At 44.4% G+C, this 15975-nt stretch carries 14 protein-coding genes, 3 tRNA genes and 1 riboswitch; of the genes, 3 read left to right on the top strand and 14 right to left on the bottom strand.

All coding sequences use genetic code 11. From position 1 onward, the window contains the following. The first annotated feature begins 226 nt into the window (after positions 1–226). A complete protein-coding gene (nagA, locus tag ACHAL6_RS09445; protein WP_395270340.1) occupies positions 227–1351 on the top strand; it encodes an N-acetylglucosamine-6-phosphate deacetylase in 1125 nt (374 codons plus the stop codon). Between the two features lie 232 nt (positions 1352–1583). After that, on the top strand, positions 1584–3317 hold the full coding sequence (locus ACHAL6_RS09450) for a DUF4153 domain-containing protein (protein WP_395270342.1): 1734 nt from the start codon (positions 1584–1586) through the stop codon (positions 3315–3317). A 115-nt stretch (positions 3318–3432) separates the two neighbouring features. Here ACHAL6_RS09450 and metK read toward each other — a convergent pair whose 3' ends face one another. The 12 genes from metK to ACHAL6_RS09510 all read right to left on the bottom strand — a co-directional run bounded on the left by metK (position 3433) and on the right by ACHAL6_RS09510 (position 11633). Then, complete coding sequence (gene metK, locus ACHAL6_RS09455) at positions 3433–4623, bottom strand: methionine adenosyltransferase (protein ID WP_395270344.1); 1191 nt, start codon at positions 4621–4623, stop codon at positions 3433–3435. A gap of 73 nt (positions 4624–4696) precedes the next feature. After that, positions 4697–4797, bottom strand: a riboswitch (SAM riboswitch). Between the two features lie 53 nt (positions 4798–4850). Further along, positions 4851–4935, bottom strand: a tRNA-Tyr gene (locus ACHAL6_RS09460). An 82-nt stretch (positions 4936–5017) separates the two neighbouring features. Continuing rightward, positions 5018–5102, bottom strand: a tRNA-Tyr gene (locus ACHAL6_RS09465). 7 nt (positions 5103–5109) lie between these two features. Next, positions 5110–5184: transfer RNA gene (locus ACHAL6_RS09470), tRNA-Thr, on the bottom strand. Positions 5185–5507: 323 nt separating this feature from the next. Beyond that, positions 5508–6137 (bottom strand): uracil phosphoribosyltransferase, encoded by a 630-nt coding sequence (gene upp, locus ACHAL6_RS09475; RefSeq protein WP_395270345.1) that lies wholly within the window; start codon positions 6135–6137, stop codon positions 5508–5510. Continuing rightward, positions 6137–6601: a ribose 5-phosphate isomerase B gene (rpiB, locus tag ACHAL6_RS09480; protein ID WP_395270347.1), complete on the bottom strand. Its 465-nt coding sequence runs from the start codon at positions 6599–6601 to the stop codon at positions 6137–6139. The genes upp and rpiB overlap by 1 nt, the downstream gene beginning before the upstream one ends. 2 nt (positions 6602–6603) lie before the next feature. After that, positions 6604–7035, bottom strand: a complete 432-nt coding sequence (locus ACHAL6_RS09485) for a hypothetical protein (RefSeq protein ID WP_395270349.1) — start codon at positions 7033–7035, stop codon at positions 6604–6606. Between the two features lie 2 nt (positions 7036–7037). After that, positions 7038–8087, bottom strand: coding sequence for an L-threonylcarbamoyladenylate synthase (locus tag ACHAL6_RS09490; RefSeq protein ID WP_395270350.1), 1050 nt, complete (start codon positions 8085–8087; stop codon positions 7038–7040). A gap of 41 nt (positions 8088–8128) precedes the next feature. After that, positions 8129–9208 carry a peptide chain release factor 1 gene (gene prfA / locus ACHAL6_RS09495; RefSeq protein ID WP_395270351.1) on the bottom strand — a complete coding sequence of 360 codons (1080 nt, stop codon included), beginning with the start codon at positions 9206–9208 and terminating at the stop codon, positions 8129–8131. A gap of 48 nt (positions 9209–9256) precedes the next feature. Continuing rightward, positions 9257–10108 carry a peptide chain release factor N(5)-glutamine methyltransferase gene (gene prmC, locus ACHAL6_RS09500; RefSeq protein WP_395270353.1) on the bottom strand — a complete coding sequence of 284 codons (852 nt, stop codon included), beginning with the start codon at positions 10106–10108 and terminating at the stop codon, positions 9257–9259. 1 nt (position 10109) lies between these two features. Next, positions 10110–11009: a DUF1385 domain-containing protein gene (locus tag ACHAL6_RS09505; protein WP_395270355.1), complete on the bottom strand. Its 900-nt coding sequence runs from the start codon at positions 11007–11009 to the stop codon at positions 10110–10112. Between the two features lie 15 nt (positions 11010–11024). Beyond that, entirely contained in the window at positions 11025–11633 is a 609-nt protein-coding gene (locus tag ACHAL6_RS09510) for a thymidine kinase (protein WP_395270357.1), read from the bottom strand. 137 nt (positions 11634–11770) lie between these two features. Here ACHAL6_RS09510 and rpmE point away from each other — a divergent pair, with 137 nt between their 5' ends. Further along, positions 11771–11992: a 50S ribosomal protein L31 gene (gene rpmE / locus ACHAL6_RS09515; RefSeq protein ID WP_395270359.1), complete on the top strand. Its 222-nt coding sequence runs from the start codon at positions 11771–11773 to the stop codon at positions 11990–11992. Positions 11993–12095: 103 nt separating this feature from the next. Here the strand turns inward: rpmE and ACHAL6_RS09520 are convergent, their stop codons facing one another. Next, entirely contained in the window at positions 12096–13988 is a 1893-nt protein-coding gene (locus ACHAL6_RS09520; protein ID WP_395270360.1) for an ABC-F family ATP-binding cassette domain-containing protein, read from the bottom strand. A 155-nt stretch (positions 13989–14143) separates the two neighbouring features. After that, positions 14144–15778 (bottom strand): hydroxylamine reductase, encoded by a 1635-nt coding sequence (hcp, locus tag ACHAL6_RS09525; RefSeq protein WP_395270361.1) that lies wholly within the window; start codon positions 15776–15778, stop codon positions 14144–14146. Positions 15779–15975: the final 197 nt, after the last annotated feature.

Raw genomic sequence — 15975 nt, forward strand, 5'->3', positions numbered from 1 at the left:
ATTTCTATACTTTTCATAGTTATATCATAATCTAAAAGGTCTCCGGTTTCCACATTTCCTTACATGGATTATTATGGACTGATACTGGAAGATTATTCATCTGCTCGGAGAATTTTTCCAGGAAATTTCACCAGAACGCTTCTCCTGGTAATCTCAGGTTGTTATTTTCATGTATAATATAGTCATAAGACAAACTCAGAAAATGAATGAAATAAGAGGTGTAGACATGATATTCAAAGATTTTAAAGTGATTTTCACAGACAGGATAGAGCAGATGTCCGTCCAGATCAGCGATGGGAAAATCACAAGCTTCAACCCGGACTTTTCTGATGACGAGGTCATCGAAGGAGAAGGCAGATACCTTTCACCGGGATTCATCGATATCCATATTCACGGTGCCGGCAATCATGATACCATGGAAGGGACTTTCGAAGCTCTCGAAACCATATCGAAAACCATTGCTGAACATGGAACAACAACATTTCTGCCTACTACAATGACTGTAGATACAAAGGAAATAAGAAAGGCAGTGGAAGCCGCCAAGGTGGCACAGAATCAGGTAAGCGGCGCTTCCATCGGAGGCGTGCATCTGGAAGGACCTTTCATCAATGAAGGCGCCATTGGCGCCCAGAACCCGAAATACGTACAGAAACCGACTCTGGAAGCATTCAAGGAGATGGTGGGAAACAATCTGGATCTGATCAAAAACATCACCATGGCACCTGAGGTGGAAGGCGCACTGGAGCTGATTCCCTATCTTAGAGAAAATGGCGTCAACGTCTCCATGGGACATACGGTGGCAACCTATGAGCAGGCCATGGAAGGTATAAGAGCTGGTGTCAACCACTCCACACATCTGTTCAACGCCATGACTCCCTTCACCCATCGAAATCCTGGTGTTGTAGGTGCAATCTTCGATACTGACATCACAACGGAGACTATTTCCGATGGTATTCATGTAAGCTACCCTTCCCTGAGAACCGCCTATAAAATCAAAACTTCCGAAAAAGTCCTTCTCATCACCGACGCCATGATGGCATGCGGAATGCCCGATGGCACCTATTCCCTGGGAGGGCAGGCTGTCATTTCCAAGGAAGGTGCAGCAAGACTTACCTCCGGAGCACTGGCAGGTTCCATCCTCACCATGGACAAAGCAGTGAAGAATGTATTTGACCATACAGACCTTCCACTCCATGAAGTCATCAAAATGGCCTCCTACAACGGGGCAGTCTTCATAGGTGCAGAAAAGAATACCGGAAAGATCGCGCTGAATTACGATGCGGATCTTCTTATCCTGTCTGATGCCCTAGATGTGGAACACGTCTTCATAAAAGGAAAACAGTTCAGATAAAGCATATCCCGTTTCTTCATACCCATGAAGTGGCGGGATTTTTTCTTCCTTACACCCGCTGTGATGATGATTTCTGAATGTTTTAACAATTTATGAAGATTTGCCGAATTATTGTCTTTGCAATGATTTTGATACTACTATAAAGATATAGCACTATACAATATAAGTAAGAAATCCCTATTTTACATCAAGGAGGTGAACAGAAAACATCATCTACGGTGTTTTCTTTACCATGAAAGTCATAGAACGAATCAAGGGACAATTCGCAGGACTAGGAGACAGCTTTCTTAGATATCCCGTCACTGCACTGCTTTCCATTGCACTGATGGTCATTCTGATCATCCAGAACGAAAGAAACATAAACGGCATTTATGAGACCGAAATGCTTAGAAGACTGGCCATGACCGCCGCCATCGGTATGCTTGCCAGCATATCCCTGAAACATCTTCAGGAGAGATTCTGGCCGGACAAACCCGCTCTGATTCTGGTAGCCGCGCCCTCAGCACTGCTCATGGGGCTCTACTACTTCTTTTTCACAGAAGAAATGAACCAGATCAGCGGTATCCGTTTCATCGGCTTCCTGCTTACGCTCATCATAGCCCTTTTCTATACACTGAAACTAAAGGAGAACAGGAACTACGAACCTTACGTCATCCGAATCTTCAACGGATTCTTCATCACTGTCCTCTATTCCGGTGTGCTTTATTTCGGAATATCCGCCATCATATTCACCATTAACGCTTTATTTGATGCAGACATCGACGGGAAATGGTTCTTCTATTTCTTCCTGATGGTGACTTTCATCTTCGGCGCACTGATGTTTCTCTCCAAACTGCCCGAAAAGGAGGAATCCTTCGAAAGCTACCCTTATTCCAAAGCGCTTAAGATTCTCCTACTATATATCGTCATTCCGCTGATTACCATCTATACCGGAATTCTCTATGTGTATTTCATTAAGATTCTCGTGACACAGGAATGGCCTAGAGGTCTGGTATCGAACCTTGTATTATGGTACTCCGTGGTGTCAGCAGCTGTGATCTTCTTCATCACCCCGATTCTTGAAGAAAACAGACTGGCCGAAATTTTCAGAACCTGGTTCCCGAGAATTCTTCTTCCAATACTTGCTATGATGTTCGTATCCATCGGAAAAAGAATCGCACAGTATGGCGTGACTGAGAACCGATACTTCGTGGTACTGTTGGGCATCTGGGTACTGCTTATCATGGTCTACTTCATCGTGAAAAAGAAACTCACCAACATCTTCATTCCCGTAACCTTATCGATCTTCGCTCTGGTTTCCATACTGGGACCGCTGTCAGCATTCAGTGTATCCAGTTTCAGTCAGAATCAGAGATTCACCGCGCTTCTGGAAAAGAACGACATGCTGCAGTCCGGCAGCATACAGCCGGGAACCAATGTGTCTGAAGAAGACCGGAAGAACATCTCCAGCATCGTGAGCTATTTTGACTCAAGAGATCCCAGCAAGATCAAATATCTTGGTGATGATTATGAGTATAATGATTTCGAAAGCGTTTTCGGGTTCGAGAGACAGGATTACTACAGATATCCGGAAATGGAATACATCTACTTAAGTTCCGATATGGATCGGACCGGTATCGACATTAAAGGATATGATTATCTATTCACAGTGAATTACAATACCAGAACAGCAGAAACCGACGGAATCACCCTCGAGCTGGATAACGTGACAGATCTCATTGTCCGATTGAACGGGGAACCGATCATGACTGAAGACCTGTCAGAAGACATCGAAAGAATCGTCAGAGAAAACGAAGATCAGATGCAAAAAGCTCAGATCGCCTACGAAGACTCCATCATCCTAAAGGAAAATGACAGGGTTTCCGTCAAGCTCATCCTGAGAGAACTCTCTGCAAGAAAAACAGATAGTGATACGCTTGATTTCGACTACATCAACTTCAATATCCTGCTCCAGATGAAAAACTGATTCAGTCTGATGATTATTCATGAAGAAAGCCTCAGCCATCTCGATTTACTCGAGTGACTGAGGCTTTCTATTCTATTTCGTGGTATTATGCTGTCTTTCCGTCTGACTTTCAGCGTTAAGCCAGTTCAGGCAAAAGACTTCTGATTTCATCCACTTTATTGAGCTTCTCCCATGTCAGATCCAGGTCATCTCTTCCGAAGTGACCATAAGCTGCAATCTTTCTATAGATCGGCTTCTGGAGATCCAGATCCCGGATGATTGCACCTGGTCTAAGGTCGAATATCCTGCTAATGACTTCTATAATGCGCTCATGAGATACTTTTTCCGTTCCAAATGTGAATACCTCAATGGAAATCGGCTTTGCAACACCTATGGCATAACTCAGCTGTACTTCCAGCTTGTCGGCAACTCCTGCTGCCACAAGGTTCTTCGCCACCCATCTCGCTGCATAAGCTGCAGAACGGTCAACCTTTGTTGGATCTTTTCCTGAGAAAGCTCCGCCTCCATGTCTTCCATAACCGCCATAGGTATCCACAATGATCTTTCTTCCGGTAAGTCCGGAATCTCCTTGTGGTCCTCCTACAATAAACTGCCCAGTTGGATTCACGTAGATCTTGGTGTTCTCATCCATGAGTTCTTCAGGCACAACTGCCATGATCACATGTTCAATGATGTCTCTTCTGATTTCTTCCTGGGTCACTACAGAACTGTGCTGCGTAGAGAGAACAACCGCCTCAACCCTTACAGGTTTGTCATTCTCATCATACTCTATGGTCACCTGGGTTTTCCCATCCGGTCTGAGATAGGTGAGTGTCTCATTCTTTCTTACTTCCGCAAGCCTTCTGGCCAGTTTCTGAGCAAGATTGATGGGCATAGGCATATAATCTTCCGTTTCGTTGGTGGCGAAACCGAACATCATCCCCTGATCTCCTGCTCCAGTCTGAAGCATGGCATCATGGTCCCCCTCACGTGTCTCCAGAGATGCGTTGACTCCCTGAGCGATATCTGGTGACTGTTCGTCAATGGAAGTAAGCACAGCGCATGTTTCAGCATCAAAACCGTACTTGGCACGGACATATCCGATTTCAGTGACAGTTTTTCTCACTACCTTCGGAATATCCACGTAGCAGTCTGTTGTGATTTCCCCCATAACCATGACCATACCAGTGGTCACGGCAGTTTCGCAGGCGACTCTGGCTTTCGGATCCTGTTCAAGGATACTGTCCAGGATGGCATCTGAAATCTGATCGCATATTTTATCCGGATGCCCTTCTGTTACAGATTCTGAAGTAAATAGTCTTTTCATTTTTTTCCTCCCTTTTTTCAGACAAATAAAAAACCTCTTCACAATAAGAAGAGGTGTCGTAAGTTCTACATCTCTCTTATCTTGCAGCGTATTCGCTGCAGGAATTGGCACCACGTATTTCTACAGGTTGCCGGGTTTCATAGGGCCCTTTCCCTCCACCTCTCTTGATAAGAGTATTCAATTTTTTTCATAAAAAAAGACAGCAATTGAAACAATTGTGTCTTTTGTGGTGGAGGAGAGTGGATTCGAACCACTGAAGCAACTTGCAACAGATTTACAGTCTGCCCCCTTTGGCCACTTGGGTACTCCTCCCTATCAGTGTACAACTGCCTATTTATAGTACAACAGTCTTAGGGTTTTGTCAATAACATTTGCTCATATTTTTCAAGGATAATGGTGGAGGAGAGTGGATTCGAACCACTGAAGCAACTTGCAACAGATTTACAGTCTGCCCCCTTTGGCCACTTGGGTACTCCTCCGAAAATGTGGAGCTGGTGAACGGAATCGAACCATCAACCTGCTGATTACAAATCAGCTGCTCTACCATTGAGCCACACCAGCAAATGAACTGACAAAGACTAGTATATAGCCTAGACGATGATATTTCAAGGGTTTTTCTTAAAATAAATCCCGTTTTTTTATTTGATATTTTTTGTCATATTGAAGAGGGGAGATCTCTTTCCACACCCACTTCATAAAACTCTTGAGTCTCTTGACACTTCAAATCCGTCTGATGATTTCAGCTTTTTCACCGCATCTGTTTTCCAATTCTGTTGTCCTTAAAATTTCCATTCAGTTCCTGAAAAAAACACCCGCCATGAACTGAAATAATCTGTTCATGGCGGGTATAGAATCATTTCCCAATAGACTGACTGAAATACCTGTTACTTGGTGCCAAAGAGTCTGTCTCCTGCGTCTCCCAGTCCTGGAACGATATATCCGTGTTCGTTCAGCTTTTCATCAATTGCCGCGATGAAGATATCAACATCAGGATGCTTCTCCGATAAAGCTTTGATTCCTTCAGGAGCCGCCACAAGACCTACGAACTTAATGCTCTTCGCTCCTCTTTTCTTCAGCATATGAATCGCGTCAATGGCAGACCCGCCTGTTGCAAGCATCGGATCCACAACAATAACTTCTCTCTCTTCAATATCCTTTGGCAGTTTGCAGAAGTATTCCACTGGCTGAAGTGTACTCTCATCTCTGTAAAGTCCGATGTGTCCGACTTTTGCTGCAGGAACAAGCTTGAGCATTCCGTCAACCATTCCGATACCGGCTCTTAGAATTGGCACGATCGCCAGTTTTTTACCTGTGATGATTTTACAGTGGGCAACTGCCACCGGGGTCTCAATATCCACATCTTCCATTGGAAGATCTCTTGTCACCTCATAAGCCATAAGTGTAGAGATTTCTTCCACCACTTCTCTGAATTCCTTGGACCCTGTATTCTTGTCTCTGATGATGGCCAGCTTGTGTAATACCAGCGGATGATTGATTTCAATTATTCTGCTCATTAATTTTCCTCCTCAAGTTCTGCATTTTCCTCTTCTAATCTGGTTATTTTATCAATACGTGTCTGATGTCTTCCGCCCTCGAATTCAGCACCTAAAAAGGTGTCTACAATATCCAATGCAAGGGCTTGACCGATTACTCTTTCACCCATAGTCAGGATGTTCGCATTATTATGCTCTCTGGATGCGTGAGCACTGAAGGTATCATGACACAGTGCTGCTCTGATTCCTTTCACCTTATTTGCAGCTATACCGATTCCGATTCCAGTTCCACATATGAGGATACCAAAATCAGACTCCTTGTCAACTACGCTGGCAGAAACTTTTTTTGAAATATCCGGATAATCACAGGATTCTCTGGTATAGGTACCAAAGTCTCTGACTTCATACCCTTTCTTCTCCAGATGTTCCTTCACCGCTTCCTTTAATCCTACGCCGCCATGGTCTGCACCAATTGCTATTTTCATTTTTACCTCCTGAATTTATCAAATTGTGTTATTTTATGAATTAATTTCCTGATTTCGCTGAAAGTCTTGAGATAGATTTCCTCATTCATGCCGTAAGGGTCCATAACGTCGCCTGATTCACCGGCGAGCTCTTTCAGGGTATAAACCCTCTCACCGCCGTAACGCCTCTTCACTTCCCTCTTCTGTGCCTCTGTCATGGTGATGATGTATTCCGCATCCGCCATATCAAGGTCCATAAGCTCTTCTGCTTCGCGATCCACGTCATACCCATATTCTCTCTGGAGTATTTCCCTGGCTTCTCTGGAGATCGTGCTTCCTCTTTGAACAAACAGGCCACGGGAAGCGGCTTCCGCTTTGTGATAAGTCTCATTGAAAATCACTTCTGCCATGGGACTTCTGCAAGTATTTCCTGTACAAACAAATAACACTTTCATGCTTACACCTCGATTATATTGAATCCGGATGCTTTCTTTAACCGATTCATAATCGCCACACCGACGCCTTTTTCGGAAAAGCCCTCCGCCAGAATCACATCAACATTCAGATCATCAAAAGTCCTCAATCCCTCAAAAAGATTTCTTGCGATTTCAGAGGAATTCTTCTCGCTTCCCAGAGATATGAATCTGATGTTCTCTTTATTATACATCTTCTCGCGTTCTTTGGGAGCCAAAACACCTACAACTTTCCCCTGATTCTGGTAGTTTTCCGCCAGCGCAAGGATCCGCTTTTCCACTTTTCCCTCATTTCCTGTGATGATGGTCAAGGGTGCTTTGGGTGCGTAATGCCTGTACTTCATCCCAGGCGCTTTCGGAATCTCTTTTTCATCCGCTCTTGTCATGGCTTCATCATAGACGATCTCATGGTCAACCGTTAGAAGATCATCATACGTGATATACCCGGGACGCAGTAGACGAGGAGGATGAACACTGTAATCCACAATGGTGGATTCAAGCCCCACAATGGAACTTCCATCGCCTATGATCATGTCCACTCTCCCATCAAGGTCTTCCACGCAACGCCTGAAATTCGTAGGGCTGGGTTTTCCTGAAATATTCGCGGACGGTGCCGCGATGGGACAGCCAGAAGCCCTTATGAGGAGCATAGCCGTTTCGTTGGAAGGCATCCTGATTCCTACCGTATCAAGACCGGCACTGGTTTCCATAGGGATGAGATCCGTCTTTTTCAGAATGAGCGTCAGGGGTCCCGGCCAGAACTTATCCATCAGCTCCTGAGCCTTCCCTGGAATCTCCTGCGCAAAGGCGGAAAGATCCGCGTCCGCAACATGTATGATCAGAGGATTATCCTGCGGTCTGCCTTTAGCCTCAAATATCTTTTTTACCGCGTCCTGATTCAATGCATCTGCACCAAGCCCATAGACTGTCTCTGTTGGAAATGCGACAACACCTCCTCTTTTTATGATTTCAGCGCCTTGTTCTATCCATTCCATATCTATTCTGTTTTCGAAATTCACTTTAATTGTTTCCATTTTCACTCCAAAAATGGGGACAGTAAAACTGCCCCCCCTCATTAATTGCTTCTATTCCCCAGCGCTTTCAGTTTTTCCGCCTGGTCAAATCTGATCAGGGAATCAAACATTTCATCCATGTCTCCATTCAGGAAGGACTCCAGTTTGTAAAGTGTCAGGTTGATTCTGTGGTCTGTCACTCTACCCTGCGGATAATTATAGGTTCTGATTCTCTCAGAACGGTCTCCCGTACCTACCTGTGATTTTCTTTCGTCTGCGATCCCCTTGTTTCTTTCTCTTTCCGCTATTTCATATAGTCTGGACCTTAAAATCTTCAGCGCTTTTTCCTTATTCTTCAACTGGGATTTCTCATCCTGTACCGCGACCACAAGTCCTGACGGAATGTGTGTCACACGAACAGCGGAGTCTGTTGTATTTACAGACTGTCCACCATTACCGGAGGAACGGTATACATCGACTCTGATTTCATTCATATCGATCTCTACATCCACTTCATCCACTTCGGGAAGCACCGCCACCGTAGCTGTCGAAGTATGGATTCTTCCTGAGCTTTCCGTATCCGGAACTCTCTGGACTCTATGTACCCCTGATTCATACTTCATCAGAGAATACACGCCATGGCCTTTGACCATGAACACAACTTCCTTGAATCCTCCGATGTCGGTTTCGTTGAGACTCATGATTTCCACTTTCCATCTCTTGCTTTCCGCATACTTCACATACATTCTATAGAGGTTGTAGGCAAACAGAGCCGCTTCGTCTCCACCTGCACCGCCTCGTATTTCGACAAATACGTTCTTGTCGTCGTTGGGGTCCTTTGGAAGCAGCATGATCTGAAGTTCAGACTCGATGCTTTCCAACTGAGCCTTGATGTTTCTTACATCCTCGTTGATCATTTCTCTCATTTCCTGGTCATCTTCAGACTGGAGCATTTCCATATTGGCATCCAGTTCTTCCTGAAGACCTTTGAATTCACGATATCTCATTACGATGGCTTCCAGGTCGGAATGCTCCTTCACGAGCTTCTGCCAGTTCTCCTGGTCTGCAATGACGCTCGGATCACTGATCCGCATGGTAAGCTCTTCATACTTACCTTCCACAAAACTTAATCTATCTAACATTACTTTCTCTCCTTTTATTCATCTGATTTGAAAAATAACGTCAGTAAGCTAAGTCTCCGGAAGAAGTTCCCCTGAAACTACGCGATGATGACCTGAAAGATCTTTCAGTGTTATTATATTTTTAAATCCGTTTTCTTTTAACATTTTTTCCACCTCTTGACTCTGGTCATATCCGATTTCAAAAATCAGCATCCCATTTTCCGTCAGATGTTTTTCTGCGTTCTTCGTGATTTCCTCATAGAAATCAAGACCTCGCGCCCCTCCGTAAAGTGCGGAATGAGGCTCGTATTCCTTAACGGAGACAGACAGCTCTTCCATGTCTTCCCCGCTTATATAGGGCGGATTGCTCACTATGAGGTCGTACTTCTCATCAATCTTTTCGAAAAGATCAGACTGGATGAATTTTACGCGTTGCTGGACACCCAGGTGCTCCGCATTTTCCATGGAGACCGAAATGGCCCCTTTATTTATATCAGAAAGTGTGACATTTGTAAATTCCAAAATCCCGGCTATGGATAATCCGATGGCACCAGAGCCACTGCATAAATCCAGCACCTTCCTGTATTTCTTCTCTCTGATCATTTCTATGGCTTTCTCCACGGCAATTTCCGTATCCGGTCTGGGAATCAGTGTATGCTCATTCACCTTGAAACGAAAACCCATGAATTCCTTGTAGCCCACGATGTAAGCGATGGGCATTCCCTTTTCTCTCTGCGAAAGTTTAGCGAGATATTCCCTTTCTTCTTCCTCACTTAAAAGCGTTTCACGGTGCGTAAGAAGAAACACTTCATCCTTTTCCGTCACTTCCTTCAGTAGAATTCTCCCATCCAGAGAAGGTGTATCCGATATCTCCTTCAGCTTCTCTGCCGCCAGTTTCACGGCATCTCCAATTGTAAGCATCTTAGACCAGCCCTTCTGCTTCCTTTAAAGCCCTGATGGATACTTCCAGCATGTCATCCAGAGGCTCTTTTGTAGTCAGCCTCTGCAGCATCATACCTGGATAAGCGACAATCCTCTGAACGGGACCTTTTGTTTTGCCCAGCCATCTGAGAATCTCATAGGTGATTCCCGAAATCAGCGGGAGAAGAAGGATTCTCGTTACAATTCTCATGAGAGGATTGGTCCATCCTGTGAAGCTGAATACAATGATACTCACAGCCATGACCAGAAACATGAAGTTCGTTCCGCATCTTTCATGGAATCTTGTACAGCTTCTGGCATTTTCCACCGTCAGCTCCAGCTCATTTTCGTAGCAGATGATGGCCTTATGTTCTGCACCATGATACTGAAAGACTCTGTAGATGTCCTTCATCTTGCTGATTCCGTATAGATAGCCGAGAAAGATGCTCAGACGGATCACCGCTTCTATGGCATTCAGTCCCAGATGAGGCAGATCATAGCTTCTCAGAAGACCAGTGATCAGTGTCGGTACGACGAAAAACAGCAGTATGCTGAGACTCAGACTGAAAATCATGGTGATGGTTTCTATGATCTTTTCGCCTTTCTCACCGAACCTGTCCTTCAGAAACTTATCGAACTTGGACGGTTCTTCATCTTCCCCGAATATGGATGCAGACCAGTTAAGACTCTTGATTCCGATTTTCATGGAGTCAATGAGGGCTACCGCCCCTCTTATCAGTGGCCAGCGCAGTATTTTATATTTCTGAGATAACGGAACGGAATGGTCATGATTGACCACAATATCCCCTTCCGGATTTCTCACAGCAGTGGCAATGCCCTTCAGACCTCTCATCATGACGCCCTCAATAACGGCTTGTCCTCCTACAGTTGTATTTCTCATTTATTCACCAAATCCTTATTTCATCTTATTCTTTTCGTTTGCTTTCTTTCTGTACTTGAAGTAGCAGTCTGCACATAAGGACTGATATTCCACATCTCCTACCATGTCGATGGCCACCTGCTCTCCTTCAAAAACGAATTCTCCGTTGATTTTCCTTCCATTAAGGAGCGCTTTCTTTCCACAGGTACAGATGGTTTTAAGTTCCTCGATGCTATGTGCCAGAAGAAGCAGTCTCTCACTGCCTTCGAAGCCATTCATGAGAAAGTCTGTCCTCAACCCATAGCATATCACAGGTACCTTAAGAATAACTGCAACTTTCAGAAGCTCATCGATGTGCTTTGCTCTTAGAAACTGTGCTTCATCCACAAGAATGCAGTTGATCTTCCCTTCACTCTGAATCCATTTTTCAGTCACTTCGTAGAGATTGTCTTCATCTCTAACCGCGAAATCAGCTGTTCTGACCACACCTAGTCTGGAAACAAGCTGGTTCCCGCCTTTTGCATCCACCTGAGGCTTGAAGATTTTGACTTTCATTCCTCTTTCCTCATAATTATATGCAACCTGCATGAGGTTTGTGGACTTTCCTGAATTCATTGCGCCATACCTGAAATAAAGTTTACTCATTTTAAAATTCTCCTAACTTCTTAATACCCAATATATTATAACACCTCCGACACTCAGAATCTATATTATTGTTGACTCCTGAAATTCTTAGTGTTAGAATTGAATAGTTAAAAAATGATGAAATTGAGGTGAATTAAATGAAAGAAGGCATACATCCAAATTACAACTCAGAAGCTGTTGTTAAGTGTGCATGTGGAAACACATTCGTTACTGGTTCAGTAAAGGACGAACTGAAAGTTGAAATATGCTCAAAGTGCCATCCATTCTTCACAGGTAAGCAGAAGATTGTTGATGTTGGCGGAAGAGTTGATCGTTTCAATAAGAAGTTCGGCATCACTCCTACAAACGAAGAAGAATAGGATCTTCATTTAATTAAGGATCAGCTCTGGTCCTTTTTTATTTTGCACAAATCAGAGAGGAAGCCATGCAGTATTGCATCGCTTCCTCTCTTTTTCATTGCACTCAGATAAGCCCTAGTTCTTCAGCAAGTTCATTGAGGTACGTCCATCTTTCCATGGCTTCTTCCAGCTCTTTTTCAATGGCATTTTTCTTAGCCACCAGTTCATTCAGCTTTTCGAAATCCGTGGCATGTTTTTCTATTTCTTCGTCTGTTTCTTCCATTTTCTGTTCCAGATCCGCTATACGCTGATCTATCCCTTCAAACTCTCTTTGTTCTTTATAAGTGAACTTCTTCGGTTTCTTCTGGTCACGCGGTTTTATCTGCTCTACTTTCACTTTCTTCGCTTCCTCCACTTTTTCTTCATGGAGCTTCTTCTCTTCGTAATCAGAATAATTTCCGAAAAGAATTTCTATCTTCGCATTCCCTTCAAAACTGAAGATTTTTTCCGCTACACGATCCAGAAAATACCGGTCATGTGAGACAGTGATCACAGCACCTGGAAAACCTTCCAGATAATCTTCAAGGACGGAAAGCGTGGCGATATCCAGATCATTCGTAGGCTCATCCAGAAGGATCACATTGGGTTTCTCCATAAGGATTCTCAGAAGCATGAGTCTTCTTTTCTCCCCGCCTGACAGGCGGCTGATCTGTGTCCACTGTTCTTCGGGAGGAAAGAGGAATGTTTCCAGCATCTGCGATGCTGTGACCTTCCCGTCCACGGTATCAATGATTTCCGCCGCTTCCTTAATATACTCTATGACTCTCATATCCTCATTCATGATGGTGTATTCCTGAGAAAGATAAGCAATCTTCACAGTTTCTCCGATGTCGATACTCCCGCTGTCCGGCTCTACAAGTCCGGCTACCATCTTCAGAAAAGTGGATTTCCCGATTCCATTTTCTCCGATGATTCCGATACGGTCATCTTTCAGAACATTATAGCTGAAATCCTTGAGAAGCACATGATTCCCGTAGGACTTTGAAATGGAATCGATTTCTATGATTTTCTTCCCTAATCTACTGGAAACGGTTCTGATTTCCACATCGGATCCTTCCACATAGGAATCCTGATTCTTCAGTTCTTCAAACCGGTCTATTCTCGCCTTCTGCTTTGTGGTCCTCGCTTTTGCCCCTTTTCGGATCCAGGCCAGTTCGCTTTCCAGAAGCTTTTTCCTCTTCCGGTCAGCCACTTCCTGAAGCTCCTGCCTCATAGCTTTCATCTCCAGAAACCTGGAGTAGTTCACAGGGTAACTGTAGACAGAACCACGATCGATTTCAAGAATACGGTTGGTTACTCTTTCGAGAAAGTATCTGTCATGGGTCACCATAAGAAGGGCCCCTCTTCTGTCTTTCAGATATCCTTCCAGCCAGGCGACGGTATCGTTGTCGATATGGTTGGTCGGTTCATCTAAGATGAGAAGATCACAAGGTGTAATAAGGGACGTAGCCATGGCCACCCTCTTCTTCTGTCCTCCGGAAAGTTCACCGATCTTTTTCTCGAAATCCGTGATGCCCAGTTTCGTGAGGATGGTCTTGGCTTCGGACTCCATGGACCAGGTATCCAGCGCATCCATTTTCCCTGTGAGGGTGATCAGGAGCTTCTGAGCCCCTTTGTCATGCGGATCCTGCACCGTCTTTCGCAGCGCCTCTTCGTAGGCTCTAATGGTCCTCAGCTCTTCAATATCCCCACTGAATACCTGATCAAGGACTGTAAGCTTTTCATTGAAATCAGGATCCTGAGACAGGTACATGATCCTCGCCTTTCCAACCCTCTGCACAGAGCCCGTATCAGGCGGAATCACCCCCGCAATGACTTTCAGCAGGGTGGATTTACCTGTACCATTGATGCCTATGATGCCGATCTTGTCTGTATCTCCGAGAGTCAGAGTCACTTCTTCAAAAAGTTTCTTCTCTCCAAAATTCTTTGATATATTTTCAACTGTTATGATGTTCAAAATAATTTCTCCTTCATGGTTACTCTACCCCTAATCATACATCAAAATAAAGTTCTTTGGTAGAACCCCCCTCAAGACGAAAGAAGCAGAGAAAAAAGTTCCCTTGAGAAGAAGTTAATACCTCAACACAAGAGAACCTGTATCAGATTATATGCTTACTGAGCCATGAAGAGTTCGATATCCTCGTCCACTTCTCCGATGGGGCTGATTCCGAATTTTTCCACAAGGACGTTTGCCACATTCGGGGACAGGAACGCTGGCAGTGTTGGTCCGAGATGAATGTTCTTCACTCCCAGATACAGCAGTGCAAGCAGAACGATGACGGCTTTCTGCTCATACCAAGCGATGTTGTAAGCAATCGGAAGATCATTCAGATCATCCAGACCGAAGATTTCCTTCAGCTTCAGTGCGATGACAACAAGAGAGTAGGAGTCATTACACTGTCCTGCATCCAGCACTCTAGGAATGCCACCGATATCTCCAAGCTGAAGCTTGTTGTATCTGTACTTCGCGCAGCCCGCAGTCAGAATCACAGAATCCTGTGGAAGCTTTTCAGCAAATTCGGTATAGTAGTTTCTGCTGTTCATTCTGCCATCGCAGCCAGCCATAACCACAAACTTTCTGATGGCTCCGCTCTTCACTGCATCCACAACCTTGTCAGCCAGGGCTGTAACCTGTGCGTGGGCGAATCCGCCGATGATCTTACCGGTTTCGATTTCCGTTGGCGCATCCAGTGTCTTCGCCATTTCAATGATTGCGGAGAAGTCCTTTACACCCTTTTCATCTGCTTCAATATGTGTACACCCTGGATAGCCTGATGCACCAGTCGTGAAGATTCTGTTTCTTAGTGTTTCATTTCTTGGTGGAACAATGCAGTTTGTGGTGAAGAGTACTGGTCCATTGAAGGATTCAAATTCTTCAACCTGCTTCCACCATGCATTTCCATAGTTTCCTACAAAGTTATCATACTTCTTGAACTCAGGATAGTAATGGGCTGGAAGCATTTCGCTGTGTGTATAGACATCCACGCCTGTTCCCTTGGTCTGTTCCAGAAGCTGCAGAAGATCTGTCAGGTCATGTCCTGATATCAGAATAGCTGGTTTGTTTCTAACACCGATGTTGACCTCTGTCATTTCAGGGTTACCGAACTTTGATGTGTTGGCATCGTCAAGAAGCGCCATGGCACTCACACCAAGCTCACCGGTCTTTAATGTCAGAGCCACCAGGTCATCTGCACTTAAGGAATTATCCAGCGTTGCAGCCAGTGCTTCATAAGTGAATCCGTAGATGTTCTGATTCTCTTTTCCGATGTTCAATGCATGATGGGAATAGGCAGCCATACCTTTCAGACCATAGATGATCAGCTCTCTCAGGGAACGTACATCCTCATCCTTTGTGGAAAGTACCCCTACAAGCTTCGCCTTCTTCAGCATGGAGTCTCTGTCTGTTACAGTAAACTGTGCAGCGTCAGAATACTTATCCAGGTTTGCCAGCTCCTTCAGCTCTTCTCTGTATCCGATCATCTTCTTGATCTGATTCTCGATGGCATCCTCATCAAAATTCGCATTGGTGATGGTCATGAACAGGGAATTGATGACCTCGTGATTGATTTTACGCATGGATGGTACATTTAGATTTCCTTTGACGACAATCTGGGAAATCCCCTTCAGTGTATAGATGAGAAGATCCTGAAGATTTGCAACTTCCGGACTTTTTCCGCAGACACCGATGATTTCGCAACCGGTACCCTTGGATGCTTCCTGACATTGAAAACAGAACATGTTTGACATAAAACTGATCCTCCTTAAAATTTCAACTGTTTCATTATTGGAATACTCCAGCAGTTTGCTGAAATAATTTTAAACATTTCCTTAGTCATAACCTCTCAATATAATCCGCTGAATAATATCTGCAATTTTCTGATTCTCATAAACAGTAGTAATAAATATGAGATTTCATAATCTGAGACAATAACCATCTTTTTAAT

It is taken from the genome of Proteiniclasticum sp. C24MP (assembly GCF_043951855.1).
Classification (GTDB): Bacteria; Bacillota; Clostridia; order Clostridiales; family Clostridiaceae; genus Proteiniclasticum.

What these genes read in the sequence shown, in the direction of transcription:
- nagA (WP_395270340.1), top strand. Translation starts at nt 227, where the DNA reads ATGATATTCAAAGATTTTAAAGTGATTTTCACAGACAGGATAGAGCAG.
- ACHAL6_RS09450 (WP_395270342.1), top strand. Translation starts at nt 1,584, where the DNA reads ATGAAAGTCATAGAACGAATCAAGGGACAATTCGCAGGACTAGGAGAC.
- metK (WP_395270344.1), bottom strand. Translation starts at nt 4,623, where the DNA reads ATGAAAAGACTATTTACTTCAGAATCTGTAACAGAAGGGCATCCGGAT.
- upp (WP_395270345.1), bottom strand. Translation starts at nt 6,137, where the DNA reads ATGAGCAGAATAATTGAAATCAATCATCCGCTGGTATTACACAAGCTG.
- rpiB (WP_395270347.1), bottom strand. Translation starts at nt 6,601, where the DNA reads ATGAAAATAGCAATTGGTGCAGACCATGGCGGCGTAGGATTAAAGGAA.
- ACHAL6_RS09485 (WP_395270349.1), bottom strand. Translation starts at nt 7,035, where the DNA reads ATGAAAGTGTTATTTGTTTGTACAGGAAATACTTGCAGAAGTCCCATG.
- ACHAL6_RS09490 (WP_395270350.1), bottom strand. Translation starts at nt 8,087, where the DNA reads ATGGAAACAATTAAAGTGAATTTCGAAAACAGAATAGATATGGAATGG.
- prfA (WP_395270351.1), bottom strand. Translation starts at nt 9,208, where the DNA reads ATGTTAGATAGATTAAGTTTTGTGGAAGGTAAGTATGAAGAGCTTACC.
- prmC (WP_395270353.1), bottom strand. Translation starts at nt 10,108, where the DNA reads ATGCTTACAATTGGAGATGCCGTGAAACTGGCGGCAGAGAAGCTGAAG.
- ACHAL6_RS09505 (WP_395270355.1), bottom strand. Translation starts at nt 11,009, where the DNA reads ATGAGAAATACAACTGTAGGAGGACAAGCCGTTATTGAGGGCGTCATG.
- ACHAL6_RS09510 (WP_395270357.1), bottom strand. Translation starts at nt 11,633, where the DNA reads ATGAGTAAACTTTATTTCAGGTATGGCGCAATGAATTCAGGAAAGTCC.
- rpmE (WP_395270359.1), top strand. Translation starts at nt 11,771, where the DNA reads ATGAAAGAAGGCATACATCCAAATTACAACTCAGAAGCTGTTGTTAAG.
- hcp (WP_395270361.1), bottom strand. Translation starts at nt 15,778, where the DNA reads ATGTCAAACATGTTCTGTTTTCAATGTCAGGAAGCATCCAAGGGTACC.